At 71.3% G+C, this 16,064-nt stretch carries 15 protein-coding genes and 3 pseudogenes; 12 read left to right on the forward strand and 6 right to left on the reverse strand.

Going from position 1 to position 16,064, the window contains the following annotated elements; genetic code table 11:
- Positions 1-120: 120 nt before the first annotated feature.
- The gene (locus tag J7F03_RS35940; RefSeq protein WP_214957090.1) at positions 121-1,017 is read right to left on the reverse strand and encodes an alpha/beta hydrolase; all 897 of its coding nucleotides are present in this window, start codon (positions 1,015-1,017) and stop codon (positions 121-123) included.
- 108 nt (positions 1,018-1,125) lie between these two features.
- Here J7F03_RS35940 and J7F03_RS35945 point away from each other — a divergent pair, with 108 nt between their 5' ends.
- Entirely contained in the window at positions 1,126-2,214 is a 1,089-nt protein-coding gene (locus J7F03_RS35945; RefSeq protein WP_214957048.1) for a helix-turn-helix domain-containing protein, read from the forward strand.
- A gap of 105 nt (positions 2,215-2,319) precedes the next feature.
- Here the strand turns inward: J7F03_RS35945 and J7F03_RS35950 are convergent, their stop codons facing one another.
- Positions 2,320-2,739, reverse strand: a complete 420-nt coding sequence (locus tag J7F03_RS35950) for an arsenate reductase ArsC (RefSeq protein WP_214957050.1) — start codon at positions 2,737-2,739, stop codon at positions 2,320-2,322.
- A gap of 78 nt (positions 2,740-2,817) precedes the next feature.
- On the opposite strand from J7F03_RS35950, the pseudogene J7F03_RS35955 reads away from it, so the two are divergent.
- Both J7F03_RS35955 and J7F03_RS35960 read left to right on the forward strand, forming a co-directional pair.
- Positions 2,818-3,131, forward strand: a pseudogene (locus tag J7F03_RS35955) (ArsR/SmtB family transcription factor).
- 34 nt (positions 3,132-3,165) lie between these two features.
- Positions 3,166-3,720, forward strand: a pseudogene (locus J7F03_RS35960) (aquaporin); the annotation flags it as partial.
- Here J7F03_RS35960 and J7F03_RS35965 read toward each other — a convergent pair.
- On the reverse strand, positions 3,680-3,880 hold the full coding sequence (locus tag J7F03_RS35965; protein WP_374104443.1) for a hypothetical protein: 201 nt from the start codon (positions 3,878-3,880) through the stop codon (positions 3,680-3,682). The pseudogene J7F03_RS35960 and the gene J7F03_RS35965 sit on opposite strands and share 41 nt — an antisense overlap.
- The gene (locus J7F03_RS35970) at positions 3,877-4,242 is read right to left on the reverse strand and encodes a helix-turn-helix transcriptional regulator (protein WP_214957052.1); all 366 of its coding nucleotides are present in this window, start codon (positions 4,240-4,242) and stop codon (positions 3,877-3,879) included. Before J7F03_RS35970 ends, J7F03_RS35965 begins: the two co-directional genes overlap by 4 nt.
- Positions 4,243-4,356: 114 nt before the next feature.
- On the opposite strand from J7F03_RS35970, the gene J7F03_RS35975 reads away from it, so the two are divergent.
- The 3 genes and pseudogenes from J7F03_RS35975 (at position 4,357) to J7F03_RS41630 (ending at position 7,709) form a co-directional block, all read left to right on the forward strand.
- A complete protein-coding gene (locus tag J7F03_RS35975; protein ID WP_214957053.1) occupies positions 4,357-5,718 on the forward strand; it encodes an NAD(P)-binding domain-containing protein in 1,362 nt (453 codons plus the stop codon).
- 5 nt (positions 5,719-5,723) lie between these two features.
- Positions 5,724-6,905, forward strand: a pseudogene (locus J7F03_RS35980) (MFS transporter); the annotation flags it as partial.
- A 378-nt stretch (positions 6,906-7,283) separates the two neighbouring features.
- The gene (locus J7F03_RS41630) at positions 7,284-7,709 is read left to right on the forward strand and encodes a restriction endonuclease (RefSeq protein ID WP_251073017.1); all 426 of its coding nucleotides are present in this window, start codon (positions 7,284-7,286) and stop codon (positions 7,707-7,709) included.
- Positions 7,710-7,938: 229 nt separating this feature from the next.
- Here the strand turns inward: J7F03_RS41630 and J7F03_RS35985 are convergent, their stop codons facing one another.
- On the reverse strand, positions 7,939-8,694 hold the full coding sequence (locus tag J7F03_RS35985) for a DUF4328 domain-containing protein (protein WP_214957054.1): 756 nt from the start codon (positions 8,692-8,694) through the stop codon (positions 7,939-7,941).
- A 281-nt stretch (positions 8,695-8,975) separates the two neighbouring features.
- On the opposite strand from J7F03_RS35985, the gene ctaD reads away from it, so the two are divergent.
- Positions 8,976-10,634 (forward strand): cytochrome c oxidase subunit I, encoded by a 1,659-nt coding sequence (gene ctaD / locus J7F03_RS35990; RefSeq protein ID WP_214957055.1) that lies wholly within the window; start codon positions 8,976-8,978, stop codon positions 10,632-10,634.
- The gene (locus J7F03_RS35995; RefSeq protein WP_214957056.1) at positions 10,631-11,026 is read left to right on the forward strand and encodes a cytochrome c oxidase subunit 4; all 396 of its coding nucleotides are present in this window, start codon (positions 10,631-10,633) and stop codon (positions 11,024-11,026) included. The genes ctaD and J7F03_RS35995 overlap by 4 nt, the downstream gene beginning before the upstream one ends.
- Positions 11,027-11,113: 87 nt before the next feature.
- On the opposite strand, the gene J7F03_RS36000 is transcribed toward J7F03_RS35995, so the two are convergent.
- Positions 11,114-12,754, reverse strand: a complete 1,641-nt coding sequence (locus J7F03_RS36000; protein ID WP_374104441.1) for a cytochrome bc complex cytochrome b subunit — start codon at positions 12,752-12,754, stop codon at positions 11,114-11,116.
- Between the two features lie 273 nt (positions 12,755-13,027).
- Here J7F03_RS36000 and J7F03_RS36005 point away from each other — a divergent pair, with 273 nt between their 5' ends.
- From J7F03_RS36005 to J7F03_RS36020, 4 genes are all read left to right on the forward strand, one after another.
- The gene (locus J7F03_RS36005) at positions 13,028-13,303 is read left to right on the forward strand and encodes an isoamylase early set domain-containing protein (RefSeq protein ID WP_214957057.1); all 276 of its coding nucleotides are present in this window, start codon (positions 13,028-13,030) and stop codon (positions 13,301-13,303) included.
- Positions 13,304-13,618: 315 nt separating this feature from the next.
- A complete protein-coding gene (locus J7F03_RS36010) occupies positions 13,619-14,062 on the forward strand; it encodes an LLM class flavin-dependent oxidoreductase (protein ID WP_214957059.1) in 444 nt (147 codons plus the stop codon).
- Between the two features lie 13 nt (positions 14,063-14,075).
- On the forward strand, positions 14,076-14,747 hold the full coding sequence (locus J7F03_RS36015; RefSeq protein WP_214957061.1) for an HAD family hydrolase: 672 nt from the start codon (positions 14,076-14,078) through the stop codon (positions 14,745-14,747).
- 54 nt (positions 14,748-14,801) lie between these two features.
- Complete coding sequence (locus J7F03_RS36020; protein WP_214957096.1) at positions 14,802-16,049, forward strand: cytochrome P450; 1,248 nt, start codon at positions 14,802-14,804, stop codon at positions 16,047-16,049.
- Positions 16,050-16,064: the final 15 nt, after the last annotated feature.

A 16,064-nucleotide genomic window follows, 5' to 3' on the forward strand; every position in this document is an offset into this window, starting at 1 on the left:
CGCTCAGCGCGGCCGCGCTTGCGCAAATCGCCAGTCGGATCCTCATGACATCCGTCCTTTCATGATCAATGTGTACAACGGGCAACGGGGGCTCTCGCCGTGCTGTGCGACGTCCACGGCTCACCCGGCCAGGGCGCGGCGCAGGGTGGCGCCGAGTTCTGCGTTCTGCCGCTGCGAGACCTCGGCGGACAGCAGCGCCTGCGATCCGTGGAAGGTGCCGGCCCATTGGTGGAGCTCGACCGACACGCCCGCCCGCATCAGCCGCAGCGCGTACTCGATGCCCTCGTCGCGGTTCGGACAGAACTCCGCGGTGGCGATGTAGGCCGGTGGCAGGCCGGAAAGGTCGGCGGCCCGCGCGGGGGCGGCGTACGGTGTCGCGGGCTGCGAGCCCAGGTAGGCCCGCCACGCCGCGGAGAGCTTGTCGCGGTCGAACCACGGCGTGTCGGTGAAGTTCCGTGCCGACCACGTCTCCTGCCGGTCGTCCAGCCCCGGCTGGTTGAGCAGCTGGAAGTGGATCGCCGGCCCCTGCCGGTCGCGGGCCCGCAACGACACCGCTGCCGCGAGGTTCGCGCCGGCACTGTGCCCTCCGACCGCGATCCGCGCCGGGTCGATGCCGAGTTCGCCGGCGTGCTCGGCCGTCCAGGCCAGTACGGCGTAGGCGTCGTCCAGGGCGGCCGGGAAGGGGTGCTCCGGCGCCAGCCGGTAGCCCACCGAGATCACCGCCGCCCCGGAGAGGTCCGCGATCCGGGCGGCCCACGGATGTTCGGTGTCCAGGTCGCCGAAGACCCCGCCGCCGCCGTGCAGCCAGACGATGGCGCCCTGCGCCTGGTGCGGTCGATAGACCCGCACCGGCACGTCCGGATCGGCGGACACCGTGCGGTCCTCGATCTCCATGTCCGAGGTGTCCGGCGCGGGCGCCGCGGCGGCCCGCTCGGCGAAGGTCTTGCGCGAGGCGACCGGGTCGTCCAGGTCGAGTTGAGGGAGGAACGGGATGAACGCTTCGAGTTCGGGATCCATGACGACCATCCTCACGGTCGCCATCCAGGGGGTCATCCGCCATCCGTCGCGCATCCCGCCCCGATCCCGCGACGGTCGGCGCACTCCTGTCCTCCTATCCTTACTGCCATGGAGGCACTGGCCGTACGGCTGTCGGGACTTGATCCGTACGTGGACGGTGCGATCCGCGTCATCGCGTTCTACGACACCCTGATGCGCCGGCGGGTGGACCTCCCGGCGCTCGCACGGGTCTCGGCGGGCCTGGCGGAGTGCGTGGCGGGGCTTCGGCTCCACGGCACGGGCCGGGTCATCCGCTTCGCGCCCGATGGCAGGCCGGCGCCCGACCCTCCGTCACCCGCGTCCACCACGGTGGCGATCACGCTCGACGAGGAGGAGATCGGCACGGTGTGGCTGGAACGTCCCGGCCCGGGACGGGAACGTCCTGGCGCGGGAGTGGAACGCCCCGGGCCGCCGAGTCCGCTCGATGAAGTGCTGCTGGACCGGCTCGCCATAGCCGCCGCGGCCGTCGCCGAGCGGTACGGCCCGACCCGCACCACCATGGCCGACCCGGCCCTCGTGGAACTGGCGATCAGCGCCGACAGCGACGAGGCCTCCAGAGCCCGGGCGTTGCGGCTCCTGGGTTTCGCCGCCGTCCTGCCGGTCCGCGTGGTCGCCGTACGCTCCTCGATCCAACTACCGCTCCCGCTCGACCAGATAGGCGCACTGGTCTGCCCGGCGGGCATGGTCAAGGCGGCACCGCTCGCCGACGTCGGCGTCCTCCTGGCCACCACCATCGACCCCGCCCGGATTCCGGCAGGCGTCCGGGCGGGCATCGGCGCCGCCGAGACCCCCGACAGATCCTGGCGACAGGCCCGCACCGCCCTGCGCTTCACCGGCCCGCGCGAACCCGTCGTCCGCTACGTCGACTTGGGCGCGCTGGCGCTGCTGGCCGAGGTGCCCGAGGACATCTCACGCGACAACGCCGACGTGGCCGCCATCGCCAAAATCGCCGGCAGCGCCGAAGACATGGAGACCCTGGACATCTACTGCGCCACCGGCTCCCTGCGCCGTGCCGCCGACCTCCTCCACCTGCACCACAGCAGCGTCGCCCGCCGCATCGACCAGATCGCCAAGACCCTGGGCATCGAACTCGCCGAACCCACCGGCCTGATGAGGGCCAGGCTCGCCCTCACCGCATGGCGGCTACTCGCCGATTGAGGAGATCCACGCGCGCCACGGGGGCGAGGACTCGGCAGGACTCGGGTTGCCGCTGGTCGTCTTCCTGGAGGAGGCCGGGCTTGCGACTCTGCGCCGGTCGCGGGGTCACGCCTGCTTCTCGGCGTCGATTTCCGCGATCAGACCCTCGATGAGGCCCTTGATCTCGTCGCGGATGGGGCGGACGGCCTCGATGCCCTGGCCGGCCGGGTCCTCCAGCTGCCAGTCGAGGTAGGTCTTGCCGGGGAAGTACGGGCAGGCGTCGCCACAGCCCATGGTGATGATGTAGTCGCAGGCCTGGGCCGCCTCAGGGGTGAGGACCTTCGGCTGCTGGTCTGAGATGTCGATGCCCAGCTCCGTCATGGCGGCGACGGCCGAAGGGTTGACCTGGTCACCGGGTACCGAGCCGGCGGAACGAACCTCGACGCGGTCGCCGGCGAGGTGACGCAGGAACCCGGCCGTCATCTGGGAGCGGCCCGCGTTGTGGACGCAGACGAACAGGACGGAGGAGGCGGGAGCGGAGAACATCTGTTCTTCCCGTTCAAAGGAGCCAGTGAGGTCAGCTCAGACTGGTATCAGCCCCAGCTGATGTGAAAGTATCAGCACATGATGACGTCAGTCGACACTGAACTGATCCGAGTCCTGGCCGACCCCCTCAGGCTTCGGATCGTGACCCTGCTCTCCGCGAGACGCTGTGCACCACGCACCTCGTGGAGGAGACCGGTGCCAAGCAGACCAACCTCTCCAACCACCTGAAGGTGCTCAGAGAAGCCGGGGTGGTGGAGACGGAACCGTGCGGCCGTTTCGTCTACTACAAGCTCCGCCCGGAAGCCATCGAGGCCATGGCCGGTCAGTTCGCCGACCTCGCTCGGACCGCGCGCGCCACCGCCGAAGCGAACCTCAAGCGGTCCTGCCCGTAGCTCGCCTTCCCCCTCACCTGCCCGAGGAGAACCGTTGTCCGTCACCGAGCCCGTCGATGCCGCCCCCGCGGCGGTTGCCGTCATACCCGTCGACGCGCCCCCGCCCGCACCCGGTGCGGGCCCGCCTGACATTCCGCTGATCGCCCGCGCCGCCGCCGAACTCGTCGGAACGGCCGCGCTGGTCGCGATCGTCGTGGGCTCCGGCATCCAGGCGACGAAGCTCACCCAGGACGTCGCGCTGCAGCTGCTGGCCAACTCCACCGCGACGGTCTTCGGACTCGGTGTCCTGATCACCCTCCTCGGCCCGGTCTCCGGAGCCCACTTCAACCCGGTGGTCACCCTCGCCGAGTGGTGGACGGCCCGCCGCGGCGGCGCCGGCGTCACCGCCCGCGAGGTCGCCGCCTACGTGCCCACCCGGATCGCCGGTGCGATCGCGGGCGCGATCCTGGCCGACGCGATGTTCGGCGAGCCGTTGGTGAAGTGGTCCACGCGCGACCGCTCCGGCGGGAACCTCCTGCTCGGCGAGGTCGTGGCCACCGCCGGACTGATCATGCTGATCTTCGGCCTGGCCCGTACCGGCCGGGGCCGACCGCGCCGAAGCGGTGCTCGGGCAGCCGGCCGGCGTCGAACTCCGCCCAGCTGGGGGCGGAGGTCTCGAAGGTGGCGTTCCGCTCGTCGATCCCGGCTTGGTAGATCGCCAGGACTCCGTCCGCGTGGGCCCGGGTCAGGGGCTCGATGCGCAGGCTCATGCCCTGCCGGCCCGTGTCAGCAGGGCGCCCATGGCGGCGAGCACGGCAGGCTCCACCCGGTAGTACACCCAGGTCCCGCGCCGCTCGGAGGACAGCAGGCCGGCGTCCTTCAGCTTCTTCAGGTGGTGGGAGACCGTCGGCTGTGAGACGCCCACGTCGGAGATGTCGCACACGCAGGCCTCCCCGCCCTCGTGCGAGGCCACCAGCGAGAACAGCCGCAGCCGCACCGGGTCACCCAGGGCCTTGAACATCAGCGCGGTCCGCTCGGCCTCGTCGGCCGTCAGGGGGCGCTCCGATAGCGGCGGGCAGCACGGCACCGCGGAGTCCGGCTCCAGCAGTGGCAATGGCTTCGTGGTCGGCATGTGCCCATCATCCCCAGAAATTAGATGAATGTCTATGTTGACGAACGTCGATACAAGGCGCCAAGCTGTAGTCGCCAGGACATCGACAAACGTCAAAGCAATACGGGAGCCGTCGTGAACGCATCCACCGAAGCCCTGCCCGTCGTCGTGATCGGAGCCGGCCCGATCGGCCTCGCGGCCGCGGCCAGGCTCATCGAGCGGGACATCCAGCCCCTCGTGCTGGAGGCTGGCCCCGCCGCTGCCTCCGCGGTCCGCGAGTGGGCGCACCTACGTCTCTTCTCCACCTGGGGCGAGGTCGTCGACCCGGCCGCCGAGAAGCTCCTCGCCCCCACCGGCTGGGTCAAGCCCAACGCCGACACCTACCCCTCCGGCGGCGACTGGGCCGAGCTCTACCTCCAGCCCCTGGCCGACGCCCTCGGGGACAAGGTCCGCTACGGCACGACCGTCACCGGCGTCTCCCGCACCGGCCGGGACCGCATCGTCGACGCCGACCGCGAATCGCAGCCCTTCGTGATCCAGTACACCGCGGCCGGCGGCCACGAGGAACGGATCTTCGCCCGAGCCGTCGTCGACGCCTCCGGCACCTGGTCCACCCCCGGTCCGGCAGGCGGCAGCGGACTCCCGGCCCTCGGTGAGAAGAGCGCGGCCGACCGCGTCACCTACCGCGTCCCCGACCTCAAGGACCCCGCCGTCCGCGCTCGCTACGCAGGCAAGCGCACCGCCGTCATCGGCTCCGGAGCCTCCGCCTTCACCGCGCTCGCCTACCTCGCCGATCTCGCCCGGGCGGACGACGGCGGGGGAACGCACGGGCTGTGGATCCTGCGCCGCGGCATCTCCGGTTCGACGTTCGGCGGTGGCGAAGCCGACCAGCTCCCCGCCCGCGGGGCTCTCGGCCTCGCCGCGAAGGCCGCCGTCGACGGCGGCTACGCCGACGCGGTCACCGGCTTCCGCACCGGAGCCGTCGAGCGTGACGGCGACGGCCGGCTGGTCCTCGTCGGCGAGGACGGCCGCCGGCTCGACCCGGTCGACGAGGTCGTCGTCCTCACCGGTTTCCGCCCCGACCTCACCTTCCTCGACGAGCTCCGCCTCGGCCTCGACGAGCGCCTCCAGGCCCCGACCGAACTCGCCCCGCTCATCGACCCCAACCAGCACTCCTGCGGCACCGTCTACCCCCACGGTGCGAGCGAGCTCTCCCACCCCGAGAAGGACGTCTACCTCGCCGGCATGAAGTCCTACGGCCGCGCCCCCACCTTCCTGGCCATGACCGGCTACGAGCAGGTCCGCTCCATCGCCGCCGCCCTCGCCGGCGACCGCGAAGCCGCCGAGCGCGTCGAACTGACCCTCCCCGAGACCGGAGTCTGCGGCGGCGCGGGACTCTTCGACCAGCCCGCGGCAGCCGAGGAGGCCGGCGGAGGCTGCTGCGCGACCCCGACCACCCTCACCATCGGCGTCCCCGCCTCCTCCGGCGGCTGCTGACCGGCGTGGCCGACACCCAGGCCGACGCGGCCGCGACCGGGACGGGGGTCCCGTCGCGGCCGCGCGCCGTACTGCCCGCCCTGTGTGCCACCCAGATCGCCGGTTGGGGGATCATCTACTACGCCTTCCCCGTCCTGCTTCCCCGCCTGACGGCGGACACCGGCTGGTCCGTCAACGCCGCCACCGCCGCCTTCTCCCTCGCACTCCTCGTCTCGGCCGTCGCGGGCATCCCCATCGGCCGGATCCTGGACCGCCGGGGCCCGCGCGGCGTGATGACCGCCGGGTCGGTGACCGGCACCCTGGCCGTCCTGCTGATCGCGGCGGCCCCGAACCTGCCCGTCTTCACCTGCGGTTGGATCCTCGCGGGCGTTGCCATGGCCGCCACGTTCTATCCACCGGCCTTCGCCGCCCTCACACGCTGGTGGGGCCCCGACCGCGTCCGGGCCCTCACGATCGTGACCCTCGCCGGCGGACTGGCCTCCACGCTCTTCGCGCCGCTGACCGCGGCCCTGGCCCAACACCTCAGCTGGCGAGCCACCTACCTCGTGCTCGCCGTGATCCTCGCCGCCGTCACCATCCCCGCCCATGCCCTCGCCCTGCGCGCCCCCTGGCCCCCGGCCCCGCCCGCTCCGCCTTCAGCCGACCACACCCCGGTGGCCCGCACCCGCCCCTTCCTCCTCCTGGCCGCCGCCTTCACCCTCTCCGGCTTCGCCATGTACGCCGTCGTCATGGGCCTGATCCCGCTCCTCGGCGAACGAGGCGCCGATGCGACAACCGCCGCCTGGGCACTGGGACTCGGCGGCGCGGGGCAGACCCTCGGTCGCACCCTGTACGCCGGCCTGTCCGCCCGTACCTCGGTCACCACCCGCACCGTCACCCTGATCACCCTGGGCGGCGCCACCACGGCGGCCCTCGCCCTGATCCCCGGACCGATGCCACTACTGATCGTGCTCGCGGTCCTGGCCGGTGTCGTACGGGGCAACTTGACCCTGCTCCAGGCCACGGCGGTCACCGACCGCTGGGGCACCACCCACTACGGTCGCCTCTCGGCCCTCCTGGGTGCCCCGGGCCGACTGGCGGCCGCGCTCGCCCCCTGGGCCGGCGCCGCGTTGGCCGCTCCCCTCGGCGGATACCCCCAGCTGTTCGCCGCATTGGCCGCTGTCTGCGTCGTGGCCGCCCTGCTGGCTTCGGGCGCCGGCGGCAAGGAACGCGCCATGGCCGACGGGCGCCCTTACGGACACGCGTCGTCTTGCCCAGACTGCTGCTCGGAGACGGGGAGGAACCGGGTGGCAGCACGCAAAAGGCAACGCCGTTCGGCATCACGGAAGCGCCGGGAAGCCCGGCTCAAGGCTGGTGCGTGGAGCGGCCTCGCGGCCCTGGCACTGCTCCTGACGTTCTGGTCGGTGATCTGGCCTTATGCCGTCGGGGTGTTGGCGCTCGGCGCGGTCGGCGGCGGTGGTCGGTGGCTTTGGAAGACGGACCGCCTCGCCCGGGCCGGCGACCGGACGTGGCGCCACGAGAACGCGGTCGGCGCGGGCCATCGGACGCTCGCCGAGGTGGACATGATGGACGGCACGCAGTTCGAGGACTTCGTGGCCGACCTCTGCCGGCGGGACGGCTGCACGGAAGTCCGCCGTGTGGGCCGCACGGGCGATGACGGCGCCGACGTACGAGGCCGGCTGCCCGACGGCCGCACCATGGTGATCCAGTGCAAGCGGTACGACCCGAAGCGGAAGATCTCCAACGGAGCGGTCCGCAACCTCCTGGGCTCCCAAGTGCACTTCAAGGCCGAGGTCGCGATCTTCGTCACCACCACGTACTTCAGCGCCCCCGCCGAACGCTGCGCCGTGCAGAACGGTGTCGTCGCCGTCCACCGCGATCACCTCGGCCTGTGGAACAACGGCACGGCGCTCCCGTCACTCACCGCGGTGAACGGCGCCGGCCAGGGAGACCGCCGCCACCGCGCCCTGCGGAAGGACACGTACGAGTAGCTCCGGCTCTTCTCAGCGCTGCTCGACGATGTCGAGCTCGTCGCTGCCGAGGGGTTCGGTGTGGCTCGCGCTGCCTCCAGGTTCGCCGGGACATCGATCAGAGCCACCTCGATGATCCGGTCCACGCCGTCGGGGGCGTACGACCGGATCTGCCCGGCGGGGGTCCGCGCCGTGGCGCCGGGCGCGGAGATCGCGCCCGGCCGTTCGGTCCGCGCTCGCCCCCTGAGCGTCAGGCTGCGGCGTTCGGGCCCTGCGTGGCCTTGACGCGCTGCAGTGCGGTCAGCTTGCGCACGAAGACGATGGCCAGCACGGCGGCCACGACGCTGCTCAGGTCCGACACCGCGCCGAAGGAAGAGACGTCGCGGATGGCCTCGGGCGTCTCGGCGTTCGTGTACCGCAGCGAGAGGACGCGGTTGAGGATCATGCTGGCGACGAACGCCAGCCACCAGGCGACCACCGGGGTGCCCGAGACCTGGCGGTAGGAGCCGTCGGGCGCGTACTGGGTGCTGGCGTCCCAGGTCTCCCGCGCCGTCCGGTACGGGAAGAAGAGATTCGCGAATGGGACGAACCAGCCACCGATGGCCCAGCCGGCGGACTGGCTGAAGCCGTCGGGGCGGAACACCTGGCCGTTGCAGCGGACCCGGTGGAACCAGAGGATGAAGACCACGCCCGTGACCAGGCGGAGGACGTTCTGCGCGAAGCCGGTAAGGGTGCTGAGGGAGTCGGACAGGTTGAGGCTGTCGTTGTCGATGGTCGTGGGATCGGCGATGAAGTCCTTCATCAGCTTCCAGGTGTACAGGCTGACCCCGGATGAGAAGACATCGACCGCGGCCCCCACGGACAGCAGCGCGGTCAGGGCTGTTGCCAGCCCCTGCGGAGAACGCAGGACCTGGGCGGCCTGCGGCAGGTAGGGCCCCGGTGGCGTCGGCGCGGCTCCGGGCTGCGGGGACGGCGATGGAGACGGACCGGGTGCGCTGATGGACATGACGGAGTACCCCCCACGGGAACGTGTACGACATAGACATGCAAAGGGGCCGCCTGAACGGGCGGCCCGAACCGACCGAAGATATGTCATGCCCGTGCTCACCGTCTACGGGGTTCCGTTGCGAGGGCGAACGGTTCGGCGAGCGCCCACGTGATGGGGGATGCGGCCGACCGGGGACGGCTCGCGGTCCGGGTGCCGGGCGGCGGCCCGGGGGAGTGCCAAGGTGGTGGGGTGACACGAGCCCCGGCCGACCCTGATCCGTACGTATCGCGGGAGGCCCGATGACGTCGGTGGACGAGTCGCCGAGCGTGACGGAGCCGGCTGCGGGAACCGGCCGGCGCGTGAGATCCGGCAAGACCGTCCTGAGGCTGCTGTCGACCACGGACCACAAGGTGATCGGCAACATGTACCTGGTCACCGCGTTCGCGTTCTTCCTGTTCGCGGGGGTGCTCGCGCTGATCATGCGGGCGGAGCTGGCCCGGCCCGGTCTGCAGATCGTTTCGCGCGAGCAGTACAACCAGCTCTTCACGGTGCACGGCACGGTCATGATGCTGCTGTTCGCGACGCCCACGTTCACGGGCTTCGCCAATGCCGTGATGCCCTTGCAGATCGGAGCGCCGGACGTCGCCTTTCCCCGGCTGAACGCCTTCACCTACTGGGTCTACCTGTTCGGCGGGCTCATGGTGGTCAGCGGGTTCCTCACCGCGAACGGGTCCGCCTCCTTCGGCTGGTTCGCCTACGCCCCGCTCAACGACGCGATCCACTCCCCGGGCGTGGGCGCAGACCTGTGGGTGATGGGACTGGTGGTGTCCGGGCTGAGCACGATCCTGGGGTCGGTCAACTTCATCACCACGATCGTGTGCCTGCGCGCACCCGGCATGACGCTGTTCAGGATGCCGATCTTCACCTGGAACGTGCTGCTCACCTCGATCCTGGCGCTCCTGGCGTTCCCCGTGCTGACCGCCGCGCTCCTCGCCCTGGAGGCCGACCGCAAGTTCGGCGCCCACGTCTTCGACCCGGCGAACGGCGGAGCGCTGCTGTGGCAGCACCTCTTCTGGTTCTTCGGCCATCCGGAGGTGTACATCGTGGCGCTGCCGTTCTTCGGGATCGTCAGCGAGGTCCTGCCGGTGTTCAGCCGTAAACCGATCTTCGGCTACGTGGCCCTGGTCGGCGCCACGGTGGCCATCACCGGCCTGTCCGCCACGGTCTGGGCCCACCACATGTTCGCGACGGGCGCGGTCCTGCTGCCCTTCTTCTCCCTCCTGTCCTTCCTCATCGCCGTCCCGACGGGAGTGAAGTTCTTCAACTGGGTCGGGACGATGTGGCACGGCTCGCTGTCCTTCGAGACGCCGATGCTGTGGTGTGTCGGCTTCCTGGTCACCTTCCTCCTCGGTGGTCTGACGGGCGTGCTGATCGCCTCGCCGCCGATGGACTTCCACCTGACCGACAGCTACTTCATCGTGGCGCACCTGCACTACGTGCTCTTCGGCACCATCGTCTTCGCCACCTTCGCGGGGTTCTACTTCTGGTGGCCGAAGCTCACCGGCAAACGCCTCGACGAACGCCTCGGCAAGATCCACTTCTGGTCCCTGTTCACCGGATTCCAGCTGACCTTCCTGGTTCACCACTGGCTCGGCGAACAGGGCATGCCCCGCCGGTACGCCGACTACTTGGCGGCGGACGGGTTCACGCTCCTCAACACGCTCTCCTCCATCGGCGCCTTCCTGCTGGGCCTGTCCACCCTGCCCTTCCTCTACAACGTGTGGCGCACGAGCCGTTACGGCGATCCGGTCGACGTCGACGACCCCTGGGGCTGGGGCCGTTCACTGGAGTGGGCCACCAGCTGCCCGCCGCCCCGGCACAACTTCACCGAGCTGCCCCAGATCCGCTCCGACTCACCGGCATTCGACCTGCACCACCCGGAAGTGAGGACTCCATGAAGGCCGAGGCCTGGCTCTTCAGCGGCGTCGCGGCCTTCTTCGCCGTGACGGGCGGTGTCTACGGGTGGTTCTCCAGCGACCCGGCCGGAATCGCCGCCCTCGCGGTCTCGTTCCTGATGTCCGGCCTCGTCGCGGGCTTCCTCTGGCGGCAGTGCGGCCGGCTCGGCCCCCGCCCCGAGGACCGCACGGACGCCCTCGTCCGAGAGGCCGGAGACCGGCGGTTCTTCTTCCCCGCCCGCTCCTACGCCCCCGGTGTCTCGGCCGTGGGCACGGCCCTCGTGGGTCTCGGCGTCGTCCAGGGACTGTGGCTGGCACTCATCGGCTTCGGCGCCCTCGGCCTCGGCGTCTTCGGATTCGTGTTCCGGCCCGCCGAAGGCGACAGCGGGACCTGAATGCCGGCCGACGGCGACAGCGGGACCTGAGCGCCCGCCGACGGCGACAGCGGGCCCCGAGGCCCACCGCTGCACCGCTCACCCGCGTCAGCCGGTTTCCCGCGCGTCCGGGCCCGCGAGGACCGCGTCGACCTTGCGCCGGTCGGCGTCGGCCATCGGCGGCGCCGCCGTGTCCTTGTAGTACCAGTGGCTCAAGGCGGCCCGCAGGCGCCGGACCCGCCCGGCCCCGCCCCGTTCCGCGGCATCCGGTACCAGCGGCCCCGGCGCCGGCCGCACCAGCAGCCGGTACCGCTGCGCGGTGCTCAAGGCGCGATGGGACGGCAGGTATCCGCCCTCGACCGTCTGGCGTACCTCGTCCCCCTCCACACCCTGCTCCAGCGCTTCGGCGTCCTGGTGCTGCAATGCCAGGCAGAGGCGCCGCGTCAGCCAGAAGACACCGGGCGGGAGGAGGAGGAACGCGCACCGCAGGGTCCATGTCAGGGCCGGGAGCGGGACCTCGAAGATGAAAGCGAGGAGGTCCTGTGCGCCCGCCACCAGCAGCACCGCGTAGGCGGAGAGCACCGACATGCCCAGGGCCGTCCGCGCGGGCCGGTTGCGCGGCCGGTCGCACAGGTGCTGCTCGCCCCCGTCGGGGCTGATCCAGCGTTCGAAGAACGGGTACGCGTACAGCCCCGCGAACAGGAGCCCGGGCAGCAGCACCCCCGCGACGAGGGGGTTCCACATCAGGGTGTGCCCCCACAGCCTGGTCTCCGTAGCGGGCATCAGGCGCAGGGCGCCTTCCAGGAATCCGACGTACCAGTCGGGCTGCGAACCGGTGGAGACGACATCCGTCCGGTACGGGCCGTACGCCCACACCGGATTGATCTGCGCCACGGCTGAGAGAACACCTAGCACTCCCGCGACCATGAAGAAGAAGCCCGCCGACTTCGCCGCGTACCGGGGGAAGAAGGGCTGCCCGACGACGTTGCGGCCCGTCCTGCCCTGAACCGCCCACTGGGTGTGCTTCAGATGGACGACCAGTACCAGATGCAGCGTCACCAGTGCGAGGAGCAGCCCGGGAACGAGCAGGATGTGGACCGGGTACAGCCTGGACACGATGTCCTCGCCCGGGTATTCGCCGCCGAAGACGAAGAAGCTCAGGTACGTGCCGACGATGGGCAGGGAGAGCATGATGCCCTGGGCCGTACGCAGTCCGGTACCCGACAACAGGTCGTCGGGGAGCGAGTAGCCGGCGAAGCCCTCGACCAGGGCCAGCACGAACATCGTGAGCCCGACCATCCAGTTGACCTCGCGCGGCCTGCGGAACGCCCCCGTGAGGAAAACGCGCAGCAGGTGTGCCCCGATCGCGGCGGCGAACAGCAGCGCCGCCCAGTGGTGCATCTGACGGATCAGCAGGCCGCCGCGCACCTCGAAGCTGATCCGCAGCGTGGACTCGTACGCCGCGGAGACGCGCACGCCGCGCAACGGGGCGTACGGGCCCGTATAGGTGACCTCACCCATGGACGGTTCGAAGAAGAGCGCCAGATACGTGCCGGTCAGGATGAGCACGATGAAGCTGTAGAGCGCGATCTCGCCGAGCAGGAAGGACCAGTGGTCCGGGAACACCTTCCGCAGCCCCGCCTTCAGGGCCTCGGCCAGCGGCAACCGGTCATCGAGCGCGCGACCCGCCCGTCTCCCGGCCCGTCGCGCCGCACGAGCCGTCCGCGCCCTTCGCCGTCCCAGCAGCACGCTCTCAAGCCTCCCACCGAAAGCAGCCCCGTCCCGGCGGTCGGGCCGCGGGGGCTTCGGATCCACCGTCGAGCATGGCGTCCCCGGGAGCCGTCGCCGCGAAGGCGCGCAGTCCGCGTCACCTTCACGGTCGGCGGCCGGCGCCCACGCTCCGGCGGCCCCGTCCGGACGGGTGACGCGGCCCGTCGTTCGGCGGGTCGCGGGCCGGGGACACCGCGGGCGGTCAGGATGTCCCCGGCCCATGGTGCCGTCCATGACGTAGAGGAGTGCCTCATGCTGGAACGACAGCGACGCAAGAACGCCACCGATGTCACCTTCGTACTGCCTGACGGCGACCCGCCCGGCCCCGTCAGCGTCGTGGGCACCTTCAACGGCTGGCAGCCCGGAGCCCATGTGTTCGAACCCCGGCCCGACGGGACGCGCGCGGTGACCGTTGCCCTTCCCGCCAAGGTCACGCACGCCTTCCGGTACCTCGCCGCGGGCGACTACTGGTTCAACGACGAGAGCGCCGACGGCCGCGAAGGCGCCAACAGCTGCGTGCACACCTGACCGTTCACGGGGCCGGAGGCCGGCGAGTCGTCGCGCCGGTGTCGCAGGGGACTTCCGCTCCGACCCCGACGACTGCGAGAGCTACGGACGCGATCTGCTCACCGGCGCCGCGCTGAGCCGGGACGAGTGCCGCAGGTTGCACCCGGACGGGAAGGCCACCCTGCGCACGGCCCCGTACATGCCGCCGGACGCGGTTCCCGACCCGCGCCACCCGCTGTGGCTCACCGCCGGCCGCCGTCGCCGCCTGAGTCGCGTCAGGGAAGATCCCGCGCGGTGGAGGGTTTCGGGAGGAGCGATCGCGGCAAGGCGCCACGTATGGTGCGAATCGGATACACGATGATGACCGAGCAGGCCGGACCGCGTGAGCTCGTGTCCCACGTGGTGGGAGCGGAGGAGGCGGGATTCGATTTCTCGGTCGTCTCCGACCACTCCTTCCCCTGGCTGCGATCGCAGGGGCACGCGTCGTACGCGTGGAGCGTCCTGGGGGCGGCCGCGCAGGCCACCTCCCGGAGCTGGAAGGTGAACCCCGAACTACCCGGCCCCGCCGGCTTCGAGCAGGCATCGCAGCACACCCGGCCCGAAGACGTCGCCGAGGCCATCGCGTGCGGCGACGACGTGGACGCGTTCGTCGACGCCGTACGCCCGTACGCGGAAGCGGGGTTCACCGAGGTCGCCCTGGTCCAGATCGGCGGCGACCGGCAAAAGCCCTTCCTGGCATGGGCCGAGGCCGAACTGCTGCCCGCGCTCCGCGACCTGTGAGGAGACCGCCGCCATGAACCGCGCTGCCCTCTTCGACGTCGACGGCACCCTCACGGACACCAACCACCTCCACGTGACGGCCTGGTGGGAAGCGCTGCGCCAGTGCGGCCACCGGGTCCCCATGCACGCCATCCACCGGGCGATCGGACTGCCCGGCGAAGACCTCCTCGACCACCTCCTCGGCGAGGACCGCGACCACGGCGACGACGACCGGCTCAGCGGCGCCCACGACACCCTGTACGCCACCTACTTCGACCGGCTCCCCGCCCTGGAGGCGGCCGCCGACCTCCTGCGCACCCTCGCGGGGGCCGGGTGGAAGGTCCTGCTCGTCACCTCCGCCAAGGACAGCGAACTGGGCGCCCTGCGCCGGGCCATCGACGCCGACGACGCCATCACCGACACGGCGACCTCCGACGACGTGGAGGAGGGCAAGCCCGCGCCGGACCCCGTGCACCACGCCCTCGAACTGGCGCGGGTACCGCCCGAGCGAGCGGTGTTCGTCGGCGACACCGTCTGGGACATGAAGGCCGCCGTCCGGGCCGGCGTCGCCGGAGTCGGCCTCCTGTGCGGCGGAATTCCCCGCTACGACCTGGAGGAGGCGGGAGCGGCCGCCGTCTACGGGGACCCGGCAGATCTCCTGGCAGCACTCGGTGACAGCCCGTTCTCCGACGTGCCCGCCGCGTGAGCCCCGCCGAGGAATGCGAGGGACGAGCCCGGGTAGGCGCTGGACATGCTTCGAATGATCGACAGCACGGTTCCGCTGCTGGTCCAGGGCTACGGATGGCTCCCCGACCTGCGTAGACGCCGCGGCGGTGCCACCGTCGTGCGCACGCGGCTCGCCGGCCGCAGGGCCGTCGTGCTGCACGGGCCCGAAGCTGTGGAGTTCTTCTACGACGAGCGTCACGTGGTACGGCACGGAGCGCTTCCGACACCCGTCCTGGACACCCTGTTCGGCCGGGGCGCCGTGCACACCCTCGACGGTGACGCCCACCGCGTCCGCAAGGACATGTTCGTCACCCTGCTGATGGCCGACCGGGGCGTCGAAGCGCTGCTCGCCCGGGTACGCCGCCACTGGAGCCGGGCCGTCGAGAGCTGGGCGGGGCACGAGGTGGTCCTCTTCGAGGAGACGGCCCGCGTTCTGGCCCGGGCGGTCTGTGACTGGACGGGCCTGCCCGTCTCCCAGGCGCAGACCCTCGAGCTCGCCGACGACTGCCTGGCCATGGTGGACGGATTCGCTACCCCCGGCCCGCGCCACTGGAGGGCGCGCGGCGCGCGGCGCCGGCAGGAGAGGTCGCTGGCCCGCGTCATCGAGGAGGTACGCGGGGGAGTCGTCCACCTGGACGCGGCTGCCCGCGCCGACGACAGCGCGGGGAACCGCAGGGCTCTGGAGACGGTGGCCTGGCACCGGGATGCGGGCGGGAGACTCCTCGATTCCCGCACCGCGGCCGTCGAGCTGCTCAACATCATCCGCCCGACCGTCGCCATCGCCTGGTTCGCGGTGTTCGCCGCGCACGCCCTCCACCGCGATCCGCGGCGGCGCGACGAACTCCGGGCGGACACCGGCCCGTACGCCAGGGCCTTCGCCCACGAAGTGCGTCGCTTCTACCCCTTCGTTCCCTTCGTGGCCGGTCTCGCCCCGCGCGACGCGGTCTTCCACGGCGAGACGATCCGGGAGGGGACGCTCGTCGTCCTCGACGTCTACGGACACCACCACGACCCCGCGCTGTGGCCCGACCCCTACCGCTTCGACCCGCACCGCTTCCTCGGCGCCACGACCACGCCCGGCGACCTCATCCCGCAGGGCGGCGGTGACGCCCGGACCGGCCACCGGTGCCCCGGCGAGGACATCTCGATGGCGGTCCTGAGCGAACTCGCCACCGCTCTGGCGGGCCTCGACCTCGACGTCCCCGAGCAGGACCTCACCATCCCGCTCGACCGCATCCCGACGCGGCCGCGCAGCGGCTTCGCCATCGTGCCGGCCCTCTGATCGAGAAGGAGGAAG

This window comes from Streptomyces sp. ISL-43 (assembly GCF_018614195.1).
GTDB lineage: Bacteria > Actinomycetota > Actinomycetes > Streptomycetales > Streptomycetaceae > Streptomyces.